7 protein-coding genes are annotated in these 17652 nt (G+C 51.0%); all 7 read right to left on the bottom strand.

The window, feature by feature from the left end; all coding sequences use genetic code 11:
• Positions 1-4855: non-ribosomal peptide synthetase (locus F3J22_RS30135; RefSeq protein WP_167021727.1), on the bottom strand; the 4855-nt coding region annotated here is incomplete at its 3' end.
• Positions 4852-10515 (bottom strand): non-ribosomal peptide synthetase, encoded by a 5664-nt coding sequence (locus F3J22_RS30140; RefSeq protein WP_167021728.1) that lies wholly within the window; start codon positions 10513-10515, stop codon positions 4852-4854. The genes F3J22_RS30135 and F3J22_RS30140, both read right to left, overlap by 4 nt.
• Positions 10516-10530: 15 nt before the next feature.
• Positions 10531-11301, bottom strand: a complete 771-nt coding sequence (locus F3J22_RS30145; RefSeq protein ID WP_167021729.1) for an inositol monophosphatase family protein — start codon at positions 11299-11301, stop codon at positions 10531-10533.
• Position 11302: 1 nt separating this feature from the next.
• On the bottom strand, positions 11303-12049 hold the full coding sequence (locus tag F3J22_RS30150; protein WP_205195786.1) for an SDR family NAD(P)-dependent oxidoreductase: 747 nt from the start codon (positions 12047-12049) through the stop codon (positions 11303-11305).
• Positions 12050-12062: 13 nt separating this feature from the next.
• Entirely contained in the window at positions 12063-13361 is a 1299-nt protein-coding gene (locus F3J22_RS30155) for a pyridoxal-phosphate dependent enzyme (RefSeq protein ID WP_167021731.1), read from the bottom strand.
• 7 nt (positions 13362-13368) lie between these two features.
• Entirely contained in the window at positions 13369-14025 is a 657-nt protein-coding gene (locus F3J22_RS30160; RefSeq protein WP_167021732.1) for a triose-phosphate isomerase, read from the bottom strand.
• A 13-nt stretch (positions 14026-14038) separates the two neighbouring features.
• Positions 14039-17652, bottom strand: a 3614-nt coding sequence (locus F3J22_RS30165; protein ID WP_167021733.1) for a non-ribosomal peptide synthetase, incomplete at its 5' end; no start/stop codon positions are given.

Genomic DNA, 17652 nt, shown 5'->3' on the forward strand with positions numbered 1-17652 from the left:
GCGCAGCATAGGTGAGTTGCGATTGCTCAAACACTACAGCGATATGGTCCGGATGTTGTGCTACCTGCTTTTTGAAAGAGGTCAGCACATCGGTGCGCTCCGTATAGTTCAGCGGGATATCATTGAATGCAGATAGCAGTTGTTCCCGCTCTCTTTGCTCCATACAAGGCAGCTCCTGTAGTGGCATTTCCGGCGACGCAGCGATCGCGCTCAGCAATATGGCTAACCTGTTGCAGAAATGTTCCGCAGTGCTTTTCGTATAGATATCACTGTTATATTCCAGTGAGATGGCCAACTCGTCCCCTGCTTCAATGAACATGAAAGTGAGATCGAACTTGCTTATTACCTGTCCACCGGCACTGAACGGGCGGATCGACAGATCTTTTGCTGCCTGCCCTTCGGCATTGAAATTGGGCCGTGTGTTATGCAGGTCTATCAGCACATCAAAGAGAGCGGTGCGACTCATATCACGGCTCATCTTCAGCCCGTTCAACAGCTCATCAAAAGGATAAGATTGATGTTCATAGGCATCCAGCGTTAATGATCTTACATTTTCCAGGAGTTGCAGGTATGTATCGGCAGGCTGGAAGCGTGTTCTGAGCGCCAGTGTGTTCAGGTAAAAACCGATCTGGTCATCGAGATCGGCATGGCCTCTTCCGGCAACCGGGCTGCCGATGATCACATCTTGCTGGCCGGTATGCCGGTACAGCAGAATATTCACGGCGGCAAGCAGTCCCATAAACAGGGAGGCGTCGTGTTGTATGGTCAGCTCCCGCAGCTTTTTCACCACTGCCGGATCGAATGACCTCAATACTGTGCCGCCGTTGTATGTTTTGGCAGCAGGTCGGGGGCGGTCGCCCGGCAGGTCCAGCACCGGCAGCTCGCCGGTAAACTGTTGCAGCCAGTAATCGCGATGCCGGTTAAATGCATCGCCCTGCAGCTGCTCCTGCTGCCATACGGCGTAGTCTTTGTACTGAATACGCAAGGCCGGCAATGCCGGATAAGCATTCCTTTCATGGAAGGCGTTATAAAAGAGCAGTAATTCTTTTAGCAGGATACCGGTAGACCATCCATCGCTGATAATATGGTGCATGGTATAGGCAAATACCCATCGGTCATCCGCTAAACAGATAAGTGCAGCGCGCACCAGCGGGCCGGTGGCCAGATCAAAGGGCTGGCCGGTTTCCTGCTGCAGCAACTGTTGCAACGCTGTCTCCTGCTCAGCCGCATGACGCAGATCATGGTATTGCAGCCCGAAGCCCAGCGCTTCTGCCGGCAGGATGAACTGACGTACAGTACCTTCTTCATCTTCCCGGAAAACCGTGCGTAAGATCTCATGCCGCAGGATGAGCTGATCAAAGGCATGGGCCAATGCTTCGCGGTTTGGTATTCCATCAAAAAGATAAATGCCCGGAACATTATAGGCGATATTACTTTCCCGGAACTGGCTCAAAACCCAGAGCCGGCGCTGGGAAGAAGACAACGGATAATAGCGCTGTACCGGCGCGGGATGTATGCGTTCAAAAAGTGTTTGCTGTGTGCCGGCTATCAGTTGTGCCTGCTCTTCCAGCGTGGTGCTGGTGAACAGGTCATGGAAATCTATCTTCACATTAAACTTCCGGTGTACCTGGCTGGCCAGGCGCGTAGCTTTGAGGCTATGCCCACCCAGCTCAAAGAAATTATCTTTGATGCCGATCCGCTCTTTACCCAATACCTCCTGCCAGATAGCTGCCAGCTGCAATTCCACGGTATTGCGTGGTGCTATGTAACTGGCTTCGTCAGCATTGCCGGTTACGTTAGGATCGGGCAGCAGCTTGCGGTTGATCTTCCCGTTGGAAGTGATCGGCATTGCATCCAGTTGCACAAAATAACGGGGAAGCATATACGATGGCAGCGATTTCGAAAGGAAGGTACGCAGCTCTTCCGCACCTAACGGCAACGAAGCTACGTAGTAGGCAGCCAGCTCCCGTTCACCCGATTGGCTATCGCGGGCCAGCACTACCGCTGTATCTACAGACGGGTGCTCCTGCAATGCTTCCGTGATCTCATCCAGCTCTATCCGGTAGCCGCGGATCTTCACCTGATCATCTTTACGGCCCAGGAATGCGATGCTACCATCCGGCAGCCAGCGGCCAAGATCGCCGGTTTTGTAAATCAGCTCTCCGGCTATATATGGATTGGATACAAAGCGTGATGCCGTCAGCTCCGGCTGGTTCAGGTAACCCGCAGCCAGCCCGTCGCCACTGATACAAATCTCTCCGGCCACACCTATCGGACAAGGACGCTGCTGGTTGTCCAGCACATACACATGACCGTTACAGAAAGGCATACCGAGAGAAATACGGGGTGCAGCAACATCGATGCGGCGCAACAGCTTGCCGATCGTGGCTTCCGATGGGCCGTAGTGGTTGTACACTTCGCATTTGCCGTTGTGCTCACGGATATGAGTGAGCACATCCGGCGTGAGCTGCTCTCCGCCGAAGATGAGGCATTTGCCAGGGACAAACAGGCGGTCAGGCTCCTGCAGCGCTTTCCAGTGGGAAGGCACGATCTTCATACAGTCTACATGAGCGCTGCTTAAACGCGATGCGCTCATAATATCCGAAGAAGAAAATATACGCAGGCAGCCACCCATCAGGATAGAAGTATAGATAACAGTATTACCGAGATCGGCGGAAATAGTGGATACCAGGCCGAAGGTTTTGCAACTGCCGATGTTCGTTTTTGCGCGCACGCCGTAGCTATAGTCCACCAGGGAACGGTGACTGATCATCACACCTTTGGGCTGCCCCGTGGATCCGGAGGTATACAGCACATAGGCCAGGTTCGCCGGATGTAGATCCACCACGGGTTTCACCGGCGCCATGTTATCTTCCAGCTGAATATCTATCGCATATATTCCGCCACTGTAATAGTCGAGTTCAAATACATAATCCGTTTGGGTGATCAGCACTTTAATGGCGGTATCCTGCATAATGAAGGCCTTGCGTGCCTTGGGCTGATCCGGCTCTATAGCTACATAAGCGCCACCTGCCTTGAGGATGCCGAGAATGGCAATGATCATATTTTCGGAGCGGTCCAGCATAATACCGACTACCTCATCAGGCAAAATGTGATGTTGTGCCAGCAGATAGCTGGCCAGCTGGTCAGACTTATTATCCAGCTCACGATAGCTCAGCACCGTGTCGTTGAAGGCCAGTGCAGGGGCATCAGGTGTTTTGCTCACCTGCTGTTGAAAGAGATCAACAATAGTTTTTTCAGACGGATAGCCATTGGTAGCATGACTGAACGTTTCCAGCAATTGTTGTTTTTCCGCTGCATTCAGATAATCCAGCTCATATAATGCCGTATCGGGATGTGCCAGTGCGGTGGCCAATAATTGTTCAAAATGACCCGCCATGCGTGTGACCGTATCCTTGTTGTAGATATCACTGTTATAGCCTATGTTCACCTGGATGCCATTGGCTCCGGCAGCGAAAAGAAAAGTAAGATCAAACTTATTGAAACGTTCTTCCCAGGCCTCGTAGCGGCTCACTTTCACAGCGCCCAGCTTCGATGATTCGTCAGCCACATCTGCCTGCTGAAAACCGACGATTACGTCAAACAGCGCACTTCTGCTCGTATCCCGCTGCAACGACAGCTCGTCGATCAGTTCATCAAAGGGGTATGACTGGTGTTCGTAAGCTTCGAGTGTTACTTGCCTTACGCCCGTCAGTAATTGCCGGAAACTGTCAGCGCCGCTGAAACGGTTCCTCAGTGCCAGCGTGTTCAGGTAAAAGCCGATCTGGTTTTCCAGCTCTATATGATCTCTTCCTGATTTGGAGCTACCGATGATGATATCTTCCTGCCCGGTATAACGATAGAACAAAGCATTCAATACGGCCATCAATCCCATGAACAAGGAGGCGCCGTGTTCCTGGCAACAGGCCTGTAGCCGGTTGGCCAGCACAGCACTGATATGTAATCCCACAGTGCCGCCGTTATAGGTTTTCACAGCCGGTCTGGTATGATCAGCCGGTAATGCCAGCACAGGCAGTTCTCCCTCAAATTGTTGCAGCCAGTAAGCACGGTGACCGTCCTTTACGGCCGACTCCTGCTGTGAACGTTGCCAGGCAGCATAATCCTTGTAATGGATGCGGAGTGGCGGCAATGGCGCGGCTACGCCGCTGGCAGCTGCATTATAGAACAACAGCAGCTCCCGTACCAGTACTTCCATTGACCAGGCATCGCTGATGATATGATGCAACGTAGCGGCAAATGCCCATTTATTTTCAGATAAGCGGAACAACACGCCGCGCAGGAGCGGACCACCTGCCAGGTCAAAAGGTTGTGCTACTTCTTCCGCTACCAGCGACTGCAAGCGAGCCGACTGCAACACTTCCTGCTGCAGGTCTATCTGCCTTAACTGAAAGCGGGCATCATCTGCCGGTAAAATAAATTGCCTGATCTCTCCTTTGTCGTCTTCCCGGAAAACGGTGCGGAGGATCTCATGTCTTGCAGGCAGCTGGCGGAAAGCCTGTTCCAGCGCCATCACATCCAGTGCACCTTCCAGCACGTATACCCCCGGGATGTTATAGGCGATATTACCTTCCCTGAATTGACTGAGCACCCAGAGTCGCTGCTGCGCGGGCGACAGCGGGTAGCTGTCGGCCTGCGGCAACGCCGGTATTGCCATGTCTTCCACCAGCATATTATCGTTGTTGGTGAGAAACTGCACCAGTTCTTTTTTATTCTCGCGGATGGCAGCTATCAGCGCCGGGTCGATCTGTGATTCACTCGCAAATACTTTCAACTGTCCATCTACCACCTCCAGCAAAACATTATTATCTCTGATCTCTTTTAATAGCTTTTTCATATGTCAATTTGTATTAGGGCTTCCTTATTTTGTTGCTGTTCTTTTTGTTGCATCATGAAACCGATCTGCTCTGCGATATGCTCTATGGTAGGCTCATTGAAAACATCACGGATATGCAGTCGTACATGGAAGGTCATATTGATACGCGTAAGCAGCTGTCCTGCTTTCAGGCTATGGCCACCCAGCTCAAAGAAGTTATCCTTTACACCAATCTTTTCTCTGCCCAGCACTTCTTCCCAGATATTCACCAGCTTTTCTTCCACATCATTCCTTGGAGCAGTATAAACCAGGCCGGTGCTGAGCGCCGCTGACAAGGGATCTGGCAACTGCGCACGGTTTACCTTTCCATTGCGTGTGAGCGGAAAATCTTTCACGGAAACAAAGTAGGCAGGCACCATATAAGCAGGTAATCGTGTACGCAGGTATTCCCGGATGGCGGCAGTATGCAGCGCTTCTTCACAGACGAGGTAAGCCACCAACTCCTTGTTGCCCGCAGCATCGGTCCGTGCGATGACCAGCGCGGCGGCAACCTGTGGATGACTGCGCAGCGCATTTTCTATTTCGCCGGATTCTATGCGGTAACCCCGGATTTTCAGTTGTTCATCTTTGCGGCCGAGATAGGTGATCACGCCATCAGCATTCCACTGCGCAAGGTCACCGGTCCGGTACATCCGTGGATAAAGTCCGAAAGGACAATCCAGGAATTTCTCTGCAGTGAGCGCCTGCCTGCCGATATATCCTTTGGCCACACCAGCGCCAGCGATATAAATTTCACCGGCGACACCCACAGGTACGAGCCCCTGTGCACCATCGAGTATATAAATGGCGGCAGCATCGATAGGTGCTCCTATAGTCACCGGTTGCTGTGCACTTGCTATAGGCTGCACGATGCAGCCCACAGTGGCCTCCGTAGGCCCGTACTCGTTATAGATCCGGATATCCGGGTTGATATCTTTAAGAATATTAATCTGTGTGGTGGTGAGCTCCTCTCCCCCTACAATCGCATTCAACATGCTGCCGGAGCGGATGTCCAGCTGTTGCAGCAAATTGATATGGGAAGGTGTGAGCTTGATGCTGTTAATACCACTCTCTGCATGAAACTGCCAGGCCAGTGTATCGGTCAGCTCTTCTTCCGGCGGCGCGATGGTCAGGCATCCTCCCTGTGTGAGTGTACAGAAGATACTGGTAACAGTAAGATCAAAGGAGAGAGAAGTGAACAGCCCGAAAGATACGGGCCCGCTATTACCAAAATAATAGCGGTTGGCCCAGCCGATATACGATGCCAGGTTAGCATGGGTTATCTCACAACCTTTGGGCATACCTGTGGAACCGGAGGTATAGATCACATAAGCAGTATTGCCTGGAAGTACCGCTGCTGGCGGCACTGCAACCAACGGCTCTTGTGCGCGATAGTGTTGCAACCATGCATCATTGATCACCAGTTTGCACTGGCTGTCGTGCAGCATATAGTCAATACGCTCCTGCTGGTAACCTGTATCCACCGGCAGGTAGGCTGCGCCTGCAAAGAGGATGGCCAGCATGGCGATTACGGCGTCGGCAGAGCGTTCCAATTGTATTGCTACGCGGTCGCCGGCGGCGATGTGCACGGTCTGTTGCAAATAGGCAGCCATACTGCCGGCCTGCTCTTTTAATTGCTGATAGCTGATATGTTGTTCACCATATATAAGCGCAGTCTGACCGGCATAACTGGCGGCCGCATGCTGGAACAATACCGGCACTGGTACAGCAGCTGCGGGCCTTTCGGCGGCGGTGTTAAAAGTATGCAGCAGCTGATATTTTTCTGCTTCACTTAAATATTCCAGTTGAGAAATTGGGGTATCTGGCGCAGCGATCATCGCCTGCAACAGCTGCCTGAAATGCCCGGCCAGTCTGTTGATGGTGCTATCATGAAACAGATCGGTGTTATAGGTGATCGCGGCTACCAGGCCATCTTCCAGGGAGGCAAAGGTGAAAGAGAGATCGAATTTGCTCGTCTGGTCGGCCACGGCATCATAACCACTCACGCGCAACGGGCCGGCAGCAAGGGTTTCCTGGAATCCATTGCCGGTATTCTGCAAAGCCACCCACACTTCAAACAAAGGATGCCGGCTCATATCGTGTGGCAGTGAGAGGTCGTTCACCAGTGTTTCAAACGGGTACTCCTGGTGCGCATAGGCATCCAGCGTTACTGCCCTGGCTTTTGACAGCAGCTCATGATAGCTGCTGTTTTCAGGGAAAGTCACCCGCAATGCGAGCGTATTCAGGAAAAGTCCCGCCTGTTTTTCAAGATCGGCATGCAGACGGCCGGCCACAGGTGTGCCGACGATGAGATCCTGCTCGCCGGTATAGCGATATAATAGTGCATTCACGGTGGCCAGCAGGCCCATAAACAGGGTCGCTTGCTGCAACAGGCATAGTGCCTCCAATTGGCGGGTCAGTGCGGCTTCCAGGCGGATACTCACCGTTTTTCCGTTATAGGTTTTAACGGCAGGACGAGCCTTATCTGCTGGTAATGCCAGCACCGGCAAGTTCTCCAGCTGTCTACGCCAGTAACTACGGTGATGGCTATACATGGTATCTGCCAGGGCGGCCTGCTGCCATACGGCATAATCTTTATATTGAATGCCCAAAGCCGGCCATTCCGGCACACGACCATTGCTGCACGCCACATAACTAGCCAGCAACTCTTCCATCAATATATCCATCGTCCAGCCGTCAGCAATGATGTGGTGCAATACCCAGCAGAAAATATAGGTGCCGTCGCTTTGGCGATAGAGCCCTGCACGCAGCAGCGGCCCGGCGCCCAGATCAAAAGGTTCAGCGATCAGCTGTTGCACGTGTTGTTCCATATCAGGCAACAGACCTACTTGCGCCAGGCGAATGCCGGCCTCCCCGGGAGGTAGCACAAATTGCCGCACAGTGCCTGTTTCATCTTCCCTGAAAACGGTCCTTAATATCTCATGCCTGCTGGAAAGTAGCAACAGCGCCTGTTCCAGGGCCAGAGAGTCCAGGGGGCCTTCCAGCTGGTATACCGCCGGAATGTGATAGGCGGCATGAACGTCGTTGAACTGGCTCACCAGCCATAGTCGCTGCTGAGCAGATGACAGCGGATAATACGGCCGCTCTCCTGCCGCCGGAATGGCTTCATACGCCTGCTTCCTCGCCTGCAGGATCAACGCCGCCTGATCTTCCAGTACCACATTGGAGAAAAGTTCGTTCAGACTAAGACGTACATGAAATTGTTTATGTATGCGGCTGGCTAACCTGGTAGCTTTGAGGCTATGGCCACCCAGCGTAAAGAAATTATCTTTGATACTGATCTGCTGCCGCTCCAGCAGCTCGCTCCAGATGGCAGCCAGCGCTACCTCCGTAGTATTGCGCGGCGCAATATAAGGTGCCGCCACAGCTGTGCCGGAAGGAATAATTTCCGCGAGTTTCTTACGGTCTATTTTGCCATTGGCGTTTAACGGCAGTTTATTAAGCTGCACAAAATAACCCGGCACCATATACTCCGGCAGGCGTTCCAGCAGGAAGGCTCTTAGCGAGGCCGCATCCACGCTCGTGCTGGCGGCCAGGTAGGCCGCGAGTTCTTTAACACCATCCGTTTCAAAAGTGATCACTGCACACTGGTTCACCAGTGGATGTTTCAGCAATGCATTCTCTACTTCTCCCGGTTCTACACGGTTGCCACGGATCTTCACCTGTTCATCAATACGGCCAAGAAAGGCGATATTGCCATCTGGCAGCCACTTTCCGAGGTCGCCCGTTTTGTACATGTTTGAGCCAGGCCGGAAAGGATCGGGCAGGAATTTTTCTGCGGTAAGCTCCGGCTGACCAATATACCCCAGTGCCAGCCCGGCGCCACCGATATACATTTCGCCGGGAATGCCGGCCGGTACGGGTTGCCCGTCGGCCGAAAGGATATATATCCAGGTGTTGGCAGCAGGTCGTCCTACGGGCTGCTCACGGTCCAGCAGCTCCCCATCTGGAACGGTATAATTACTGGCGTTATGCGTTTCGGAAGGACCGTAAAAGTTATGTAAACGTATACGCGGATTTTTCTCGAGATAACGCATGAGCGCTTTCCCGAGATTTAACTGCTCCCCGGCGGATACAATATGTTTAAGGGAGATGTTCCCAAAGTGAAGTTCATCAGATACCTCTACGATTGTGTTCAGGGCGGAAACCGGTAACAGCAACCATTCTATCGCATGATCTGCGATGAACTTCCCCAGTAATGAAAGATCTTTTTGTTGTTCAGCTGTAATAAAGAAAAGACTGCCTCCCGACAATAACGCAAAGAACAGCTCATGTGCGATAAATACATCAAAGCCGGAAGAAGCATATTGCAATACACGAAGGCCTTTTTCAAAGCCGCCATGATCTACCTGCCGCATCACTACGTTATACAGGCAGCGATGTGTTTGGAGAATACCTTTGGGCTGTCCTGTTGATCCGGAGGTGTAAATAACAAACGCCGGATCATCAGGATGGATGCGCCTTTCAGGCAGTGTACCTGCAGCCTGCTGCGGGAATATATCCGTGCATGCAACTATGCCATCCCATTGTGACAGCGAAGCATTGTATTCTTCTTCCGTAATGAGCACCCGGCATTTACTGTTTTGCAGGATGAACTGCTTCCTGTCGTCCGGATACTGCGGATCGATGGCCACATAAGCGGCACCTGTTTTAAGGATGCCCAGCGTGATCACGCCCAGTTGTTCAGAGCGGCCCAGCATCAACGCTACGATATCGCCGGCGCCCACCTGCCAATGATGATGCAGGTGCCAGGCCACAGCATCAGACCTTTCGGCCAGCTGCTGATAGGTGAGTGTGGTGTCGCCGGCTACCAGCGCAGGATGTACAGGCGTTTTCGTCGCCTGTACCGCAAATTTCTCCAGCACCGTTTCGCGGATTTCGAATACCGCCTCGGGGCTGCTGTATTGTTGTATTACGGCGCGCTGTCTGTCAGAAAGTATCTCTACTCCTGCGATAGTCGTGCCGGTATGGCTGGTCAGGTATTGCAACACCGCCAGGTAGCTTTCCATAAAATCCTTTGCTGCCGCTGGTTTGAAGAGTGCGGTGGCATACCTCAGCTTCACGCTACCCTGTTGCAACAAGGCCACTTGTATACTACACTGGTCCAGCAACGGATGATGCGTGTTAAAAGATTCATCATAAAGGCTCAGCTGTAACAAGTACTTTTCATCTGCCAGTTGATTGAGCTCTAGCTTCTGGAACAATCGCTTATAGTCGAAATGCTGGTGTTGCAGCGCCGCAGCGAGTGCTGTCTGCTCCTGCAATAGTAACGATTTGAGCGCCTCTCCGCTTTGTAGCTGACTACGCAGAAAGACCGGCCCCTCGCCGCCGGGGCCGGAAGTAACAAGTACTACATCGCTATTACCAGAATATTTGTAGCACAGTATTTTGAGGGCCAGCTGGTATAACAGGAATTTTCCGGTAGCATGACTGGCGCCAGTAAACATGCGGTTCATCGCGGCAACAATTGTTGCTGGCAAATCCTGCTGTACTTCGGCAAAGGTGGAATGGTGCTCATACCGGAAGCAGCCGTTGGAACCGGCCGATTCGCCCGCATTCCGGAGCCTTTGCAACCAGTAGTCTTCCGCTAATTTTCCCTTTATGTTCGCTGTTGTATCCATAATTGGCATTTGGTTTTATACTGTCGGCATCATCATTATTTCATAGATTTTCTCCGGCAGCTGTTCGTAAACAGTCGACAGGAAGAAGGGAATAACATCCTCACTTACAGAGAATGCCAGTGCCCTTCTATTGCTGTCAAAACTCTTAATACCCGCTTCACTTACAATGAAAGACATCGGCCCTACATCGTACAGCCGGGTATTAATGGTGTGGTACATCACGGCCCTCCCTTTCAGCAGCATCAGCAAACTGTAGGTGGCGCAGCGATAGCACGTGGTGTTGTAACCCTCAGTGGAAAAAAAAGGTGTTAAGCTGTGCATGGTTTTGGAACAGAGAATCACTTCCTTTGCAATCTGCGACATATCAGGGGGCGCAGGTCGGAACGGCTGCCCGTTGAGGACGATGCCCGCTCCTGCAGCGGCGTAATATTTTTCCTGCAAAGCAGGAAAAACAAGCAGCGCTTCTACAAACCGGTTATCTTCCATCAGGCCCACGGATATACCGAACTCTTTTTTCTGTTCGATAAAATTCGCAGTGCCATCGATGGGATCAATCACCCAGGAATACTGCTCACCGGCCGAAATGTGATACCCCCCTTCTTCTTCAGAGATGATATTATCATTTGGATAATGTTCCCTGATAATGCGGATGATCGCAGCTTGTATGGCAATGTCCATATTGGTAACAGGCGTAGCATCTGCCTTGATCCAATGCACCAGGTTGTTGCCGAGTATCGTATTGACGGCACTTTCAATATTGCCGGCAATTTGTTGTAACCGTTTCATACTAGTACATGTATTCTCCTCCGTCCACAATAAATTTCTGTCCATTGATATAGGCCGCTTCATCGGACAAAAGGAAGTGGATGATATTGGCCACTTCATAAGGTTCACCTACGCGGTGAAGCGGGATGCCTCTTCTGGCCACTTCCTGCTGCTCACATTCCTGGAGATTGAAACGTTCTTCAATCTCTGCTGTTCTGGTGATGCCAGGTATCACGCAATTCACGCGGATGGCCGGCCCCAGCTCCTTTGCCATGCATTTGGTCATCACGATCACACCTGCTTTTGAAGCGCAATAATTGACGCCATTCTTTCTGCCGGCAATAGCAGTGGTGGCACTGATATTGATGATATGCCCGGCCGTTTGGCGGCTCATCATCAAAGCAGCGGCAGCTTTCGATACCAGGAATACGCCTTTCATATTTACATCCACTACGCTGTCCCAGTCGTCCTCGGACATCTCCAGCAAGGGTTTGTCAATATTGCGGCCGGCGTTGTTGATAACGGCATCGATACTGCCGAACTGGTCGGCGATCGCATGGAACATGCGCTGAACAGCGGCGCTGTCAGATACGTCCGCCCGATAAAGCAGCACCTGTGGATGCTCCTGCAGGCACGCTGCCAGTGTATCCTGTGCTGCTGCCTCGTCCTGGTGATAATTGATGACCAGGTTATATCCGGCTTGGGCCAGTCTAAGAGAAATCGCACGCCCGATCCCCTTTACACCGCCGGTAACCAGTACTGTTTTCATATAGGCCATACCGTTAGATCAGCGAATCCAGTTTTTCTTTCAGTCCCAACACATCACAGGTGGCAGGATTGATCACTGCATCCGGCGAGTACAGGTTGGTAGAACTGTCCTTGCCGCGGCCACAGGCCAGCATCAGGATCACATCATCTTTCTGGAATTGCTGCTTGGCTGCAAGACTGATCAACCCGGCAAACTCAATCTGGATTGACTTCTCTACATCTGTTCTGATCAGGATATTTCTGCGTTTGAAGGCTTCTACTATCAGGGCAGATTCTTTTTCTACATAAGCTGGTTCCACATCGGTGATGATACCATTGGTAGCTTGCAGACAGTTGTACAGATCCTGGTAGTTATTAACGGGATTGGTAGAATTGAGGGTTGGTTCGTACAGATCAGACGGGAACTCTTTCGGCAGATCTTCTTTAAGCAGCACTTTTTTTCCGTTGTTGTAGGCAGTGGCCATCACGTTCATCTGGCTGGATTGCACACAGATAATGCGTGGTATCCGGTCTTCTGTTTCCAAACCGAATTTCACGAGGTTTTTGTGTCCTCTCAGGAAGCCGATAGGCCCCATTCCGCTAGCGATGGTCTGTACAAAATAATCGCATTTAGGCAGCTGTTGGAACTGCTCATATGCTACGGTGGCATAGGCTTCATTACGGTCGTGGAGTGGTGCGATGACATTCAGGCCATTTTGCTCCGCGAACTTTTTGGCAAACGGTGCGATCTCTGCATAATTATCATCTACATAGATGATATAATTATTTTTATTCTTTTTGATATGGTCCGTATTCTTGTAATGACATTGTTTTGGCATAAAGAGATAGGTGGTCAATCCCAGGTGTGCGGCGTAGTGGGTATAGGACCTGCCCGTGTTCCCGGTGGAATAGAATACCAGGTTATCCAATCCCAGCTCTTTACTGCGGCTCATGACAATAGATGCTTCCCTGTCTTTGAATACACCAGTGGGATTCTTATCGCTATCCATCATAATGAAAAGGCGGGCACCATTGAGCACGGAACTCAGTTCTTCAAATTCAATAACCGGGCTACCACCTTCTCCTAGAGAAAAAATGTTGCGGCTGTCCTGTAGCGGCATGAGGTCGAAGTTCTTCCAGATATTATCATGTGACTGGTAAGTTTTTCCATTGTACTTTCCACTGTATACATATTCCAGGCGGCCTTTGCATTGGGTGCATGCACTGACCATGACATCCAGTCCATGATGATAGCCACATTGTGTACAACGCTGCGTTACAGATACCGTGTTCCCAATTTTGGATAATTTGTCGAACGATAATGTTTTTTCCATAAATGAATTAGTTTAAAAAATCGGTTAATGTATTCAATGGCTGCTTTGATTTCAGGATAAGACTGGATACCAGCACGCCCGAGCCGCCGGTGTTGATTACGTGGTGGAGATCCTCCGGGGTTTTGATACCGGCGCCGATGAGGATATCCGTCTGGATATGCTGCCGTGCTTCTTCCACGATATCAGGGCAATGATTGGTGAAGGAATCATCTTTGCCGATGAGGGCTTCACTTTCGATACCGATATAATGTGGGGCATAGCGGTTCAGCTCCACGGCCTCACTGATGGTGGTGGCGCAGATCAGCATTTCCATGTCCAGGGCCCTCGCTTTTTCCACGCAGGCATGCAGTTCGCCGGCAGAAAGTTTTTTCTCAGGATGGTTCAGTATCACGCCGGCCACCGAAGGATGCCTGATAGCATGATGTTGGAAAAACGACAGGAAACCGTCTTTTTCATCTGAGAAAGTATCCTGAATGAAAATCCTGAACTTGCAGTCAGGCGGCACATTGACGGCATCAGGCGCCTGTAGTGCCAGGATGATATCGTACTTGCTGAGCAGCAGATCATCCGATTTACTAAGTTCATCCACCAGCTCAAGCGCAGCAGCGCCCACCAGTTTTTTGAAGTTAACAATGATGGTACTCTTGTTTTTTTTCTTTTCCATAACGATTATTTAGCTAAAAGTTCATATCGAAATTCCCCAGCTGTACTTCATCCGGCGGCATCCCTTGTAATCCATCGTTGTCTATGACCGTGTGGATATCAGCGATGAAGCGGCTTATCAGCTGTAGCATTTTTTCCCGGAGCAGCTGTATGGAGGCTGCTTCGTACAAGTCGTTATTATATTCAATGGTAACGTGCAGTCCTGCTGCTGTTTCCTGCATATCGAAATTGAGGTCGAAGCGGCTGGTATGATAAGGCACGGGCAGCGGTGCGATCTGCAATCCGGTATCCTGCAATGGACCAGTGGTATCATTGTTTTGCAGCACCACCATAATCTCAAACAGTGGATTCATATTCATATCCCGCTTCACCTGCAGTTCTTCCACCAGCTTATCGAACGGATAATATTGATGCTCAAATGCGTCCAGCACCGTCTGTTTCACTTTAGACAAAACTTCCGCGAAGCTGTCTTTACCACTGATCCGATCATACAATGCCAGTGTATTTACATAGAAGCCCACCTGATTTTCGAGATCTGCATGCCATCTTCCTGCTACGGGCGTACCTATTACACTTTCTTCCTCCGCGGTATAGCGATAGAGCAGGATTTTTATCAGCGCTACCAGCGTCATGTAGAGCGTGGCATTCTGGGTGCGGCCGGCAGCTATGAGGCCTTGCAATGCTGCTGCGGGTAACAGGAATCGTTCGACATTGCCGTTATAGGTTTTGGTGGCCTGTCGCGGGAAATCCGTCGGCAGTGTGAGCACCGGCAGATCGCCGGCAAGTTGCTGATGCCAGTACTGCTGCGCAGACCGCATCGCCGCTGTTTGCCATTGTGCCTGCTGCCATATGGCGTAATCTTTATATTGCAAAGACATCGGCGCCAGTGGTGCGGCTGTTCCGGCCATAATAGCATGATAGTACACCATCAGCTCATGCATGAGAATGCCCATAGACCATCCATCTGTGATGATATGATGGACCACGTAACAGAATACCCATTTGTCAGGCGCTATCTGGTAGAGAGAAGCACGTATCAGCGGGCCGCTATCCAGGCGGAAAGGAGTGCGGAAATCCGCGGCTGTCAGCGATTGTAGCTGCCCTGGATGCTGGCGGAGATCTGTTTGCGACAAATGCACACCAGCGGTTGCTGCCGGCAGTATAAATTGTTTCAGCATTCCATCTTCATCTTCCCGGAAAATGGTACGCAGTATTTCATGACGGGCCACCAACGCCTGAAGTGCGCGATCGAGGACCGTGGTATCCAGCGTTCCTTCAAAGCTGAAAAGTCCCGGCATATTGTAGGCGATGTTACCATCTTCAAACTGACTGAGTATCCAGAGGCGTTGTTGAGAAGAAGATAACTGGTAGCCATCCTGCGGCGGTGCAGGCGTAATAGGCGCAAAGGCTGTTGTGCGCGACTGCCGGATGAGCTGCGCCTGATCTTCCAACACAGGGAATTCAAACAAGGGCTGCAAAGACAGCTTCACTTCAAATTGTTTGTAGATAAGGTTGGCGAGTCGGGTAGCTTTGAGGCTATGTCCACCCAGATCAAAGAAATTATCCTTAATGCTCACAACCGGGCGGTGCAGCAATGTTTGCCAGATGCTGACCAGCTGTTCCTCTGTATAATTTCGAGGCAGAACAAAGGCAGCATGCTCCTGCATTGCCGGGCTTTCCAACTGCGCCAGGTACTTACGGTTGATCTTTCCGTTGGGTAGCAACGGGATATTTTCCAGCTGCACATAATGCGCAGGGATCATATATGGTGGCAATACTTTCCCAAGATGTTGTTTGACAGTGACAGGAGGCAGTGTTACTTCTGCCACGAAGAAGGCCACCAGAGTGCGTTCTCCGGCAGGATCGGTTTTCGCGAGAACGGCGGCGGCGCGTATGCCCTCGCAGCTCAGTAGAGAATTTTCGATCTCGCCGAGTTCTATGCGATAGCCGCGGATCTTCACCTGGTCATCTATACGACCGAGGTATTCAATATTACCATCCTGCAGCCAGCGGCCGATATCACCGGTGCGATAGATACGGCGACCTCCTTCAAAAGGATGCGCCACAAACTTCTCCGCAGTCAGTGCCGGTTTGTTCAGGTAGCCACGGGCAAGCCCGTCGCCGCCGATACAGATCTCACCAGTTACGCCGATCGGCTGTACGGTGTTATCTGCACCAAGTATATACATTTGTGTATTCCAGATAGGGCGGCCAATCGGGATGCGCTGATCCCCCGGCCGGGTTGCATAGTATGTTACGTCCACTGACGCCTCCGTAGGGCCGTACAGGTTATGAACAGGTGTAGTCATTCGCTCATACCAGCTGCGCGCCGTTTCTGCTGATAGTGCTTCACCGCTGGTAACTACCAATCGCAAACTACCCAGCGAAGCGGTGATATGTTCTTCTTCAAATAAAGTAGTAATGAAAGCATTAAACATTCCCGGCACAAAGTGCAGGCAGCTCACCTGATGACGCGCGATCAACGCACGTAAACGTTCCGGTGCACCGATATCGTCTTTATGGCACAGCACCATGCGCGCGCCCCAGCACAGCGGCAGAAACAATTCCCATACCGACACATCAAAGGTGAAGGTGGTCTTCTGTAGGATGATGTCTGCTGCACTAAACTGATAGTGCTGCCACATCCACTCCAATCTGTTTACCACGCCACGATGCTCCAGCATACAGCCTTTCGGCCGGCCAGTAGAACCAGAAGTATAGATCACATAAGCCAGGTCACGGGGTTGGCTGATGATAACAGGGGCTGTTATCTCATAAGATGATTGTACTGATGTAAAGCGTAACAGTTCCGCTTCATCGATCAGTACTTTGCAGGCACTATCGGCTACAATGTAATCGATACGGTCCTGTGGAAAATCAGGGTCAATGGGAACATAAGCCCCGCCTGATTTCAGCACTGCCAGCAACGCGATAATCATCCGTTCGCTTCTTTCCAGTTGTACGCCTATTAAATCATCTGCTTTAATATCATACTGACTGCGCAGATAATGCGCCAGCTGACTGGAATGCTCATCCAGCTGCTGATAGGTAAAAATATTTTCTTCAAAAACCAATGCTATGGCATCAGGTGTTTTGGCCACCTGTTCTGCAAACAGATGCACCAGCGTTTTATCTTCCGGATAAGCAGCTGCTGTGTTATTGAAACCATGCAACAATTGTGTTTTTTCTGCTGCACTTAAATAATCCAGCTGGTTCAGTGATGCTTCGGGACCTGCAACGATCGCATGCAGCAACTGTTCGAGGTGTTGCAGCAAGGCGTTGGCAGTTGCTGCAGTGTAGATATCGCTGTTATATTCTATGCCTGCCAGCAGTCCGGATCCGGATGCTTCAAAAGTGAAGCTCAAATCAAATTTGGTGATGATGTCGCCGGGCAGTGTGTAGGGTTGTACGGTTACGTCACCGAACTGACCTGTTGTGAAGCGCTGGTTATCCTGAAGCAATACAATCCATACATCAAACAGGGGGCTGCGGCTCATGTCTCGTTTGAGCGGCAACGCATCTACCAGCTCATCAAAGGGATAAGATTGATGTTCATAGGCAGACATCGTTACCTGTCGTACCTGTTCCAGCAGTTGCAGATAGTTATTGCTGCCACTGAAGCGCGTTC

The sequence above is a fragment of the Chitinophaga sp. Cy-1792 genome (genome assembly GCF_011752935.1).
In the GTDB taxonomy this organism is placed as follows: Bacteria; Bacteroidota; Bacteroidia; order Chitinophagales; family Chitinophagaceae; genus Chitinophaga.

Bases quoted from the DNA above. Each gene is read 5' to 3' on its own strand.
- F3J22_RS30150 (WP_205195786.1), bottom strand. From the start codon at position 12,049: ATGAAAACAGTACTGGTTACCGGCGGTGTAAAGGGGATCGGGCGTGCG.
- F3J22_RS30145 (WP_167021729.1), bottom strand. From the start codon at position 11,301: ATGAAACGGTTACAACAAATTGCCGGCAATATTGAAAGTGCCGTCAAT.
- F3J22_RS30160 (WP_167021732.1), bottom strand. From the start codon at position 14,025: ATGGAAAAGAAAAAAAACAAGAGTACCATCATTGTTAACTTCAAAAAA.
- F3J22_RS30155 (WP_167021731.1), bottom strand. From the start codon at position 13,361: ATGGAAAAAACATTATCGTTCGACAAATTATCCAAAATTGGGAACACG.
- F3J22_RS30140 (WP_167021728.1), bottom strand. From the start codon at position 10,515: ATGGATACAACAGCGAACATAAAGGGAAAATTAGCGGAAGACTACTGG.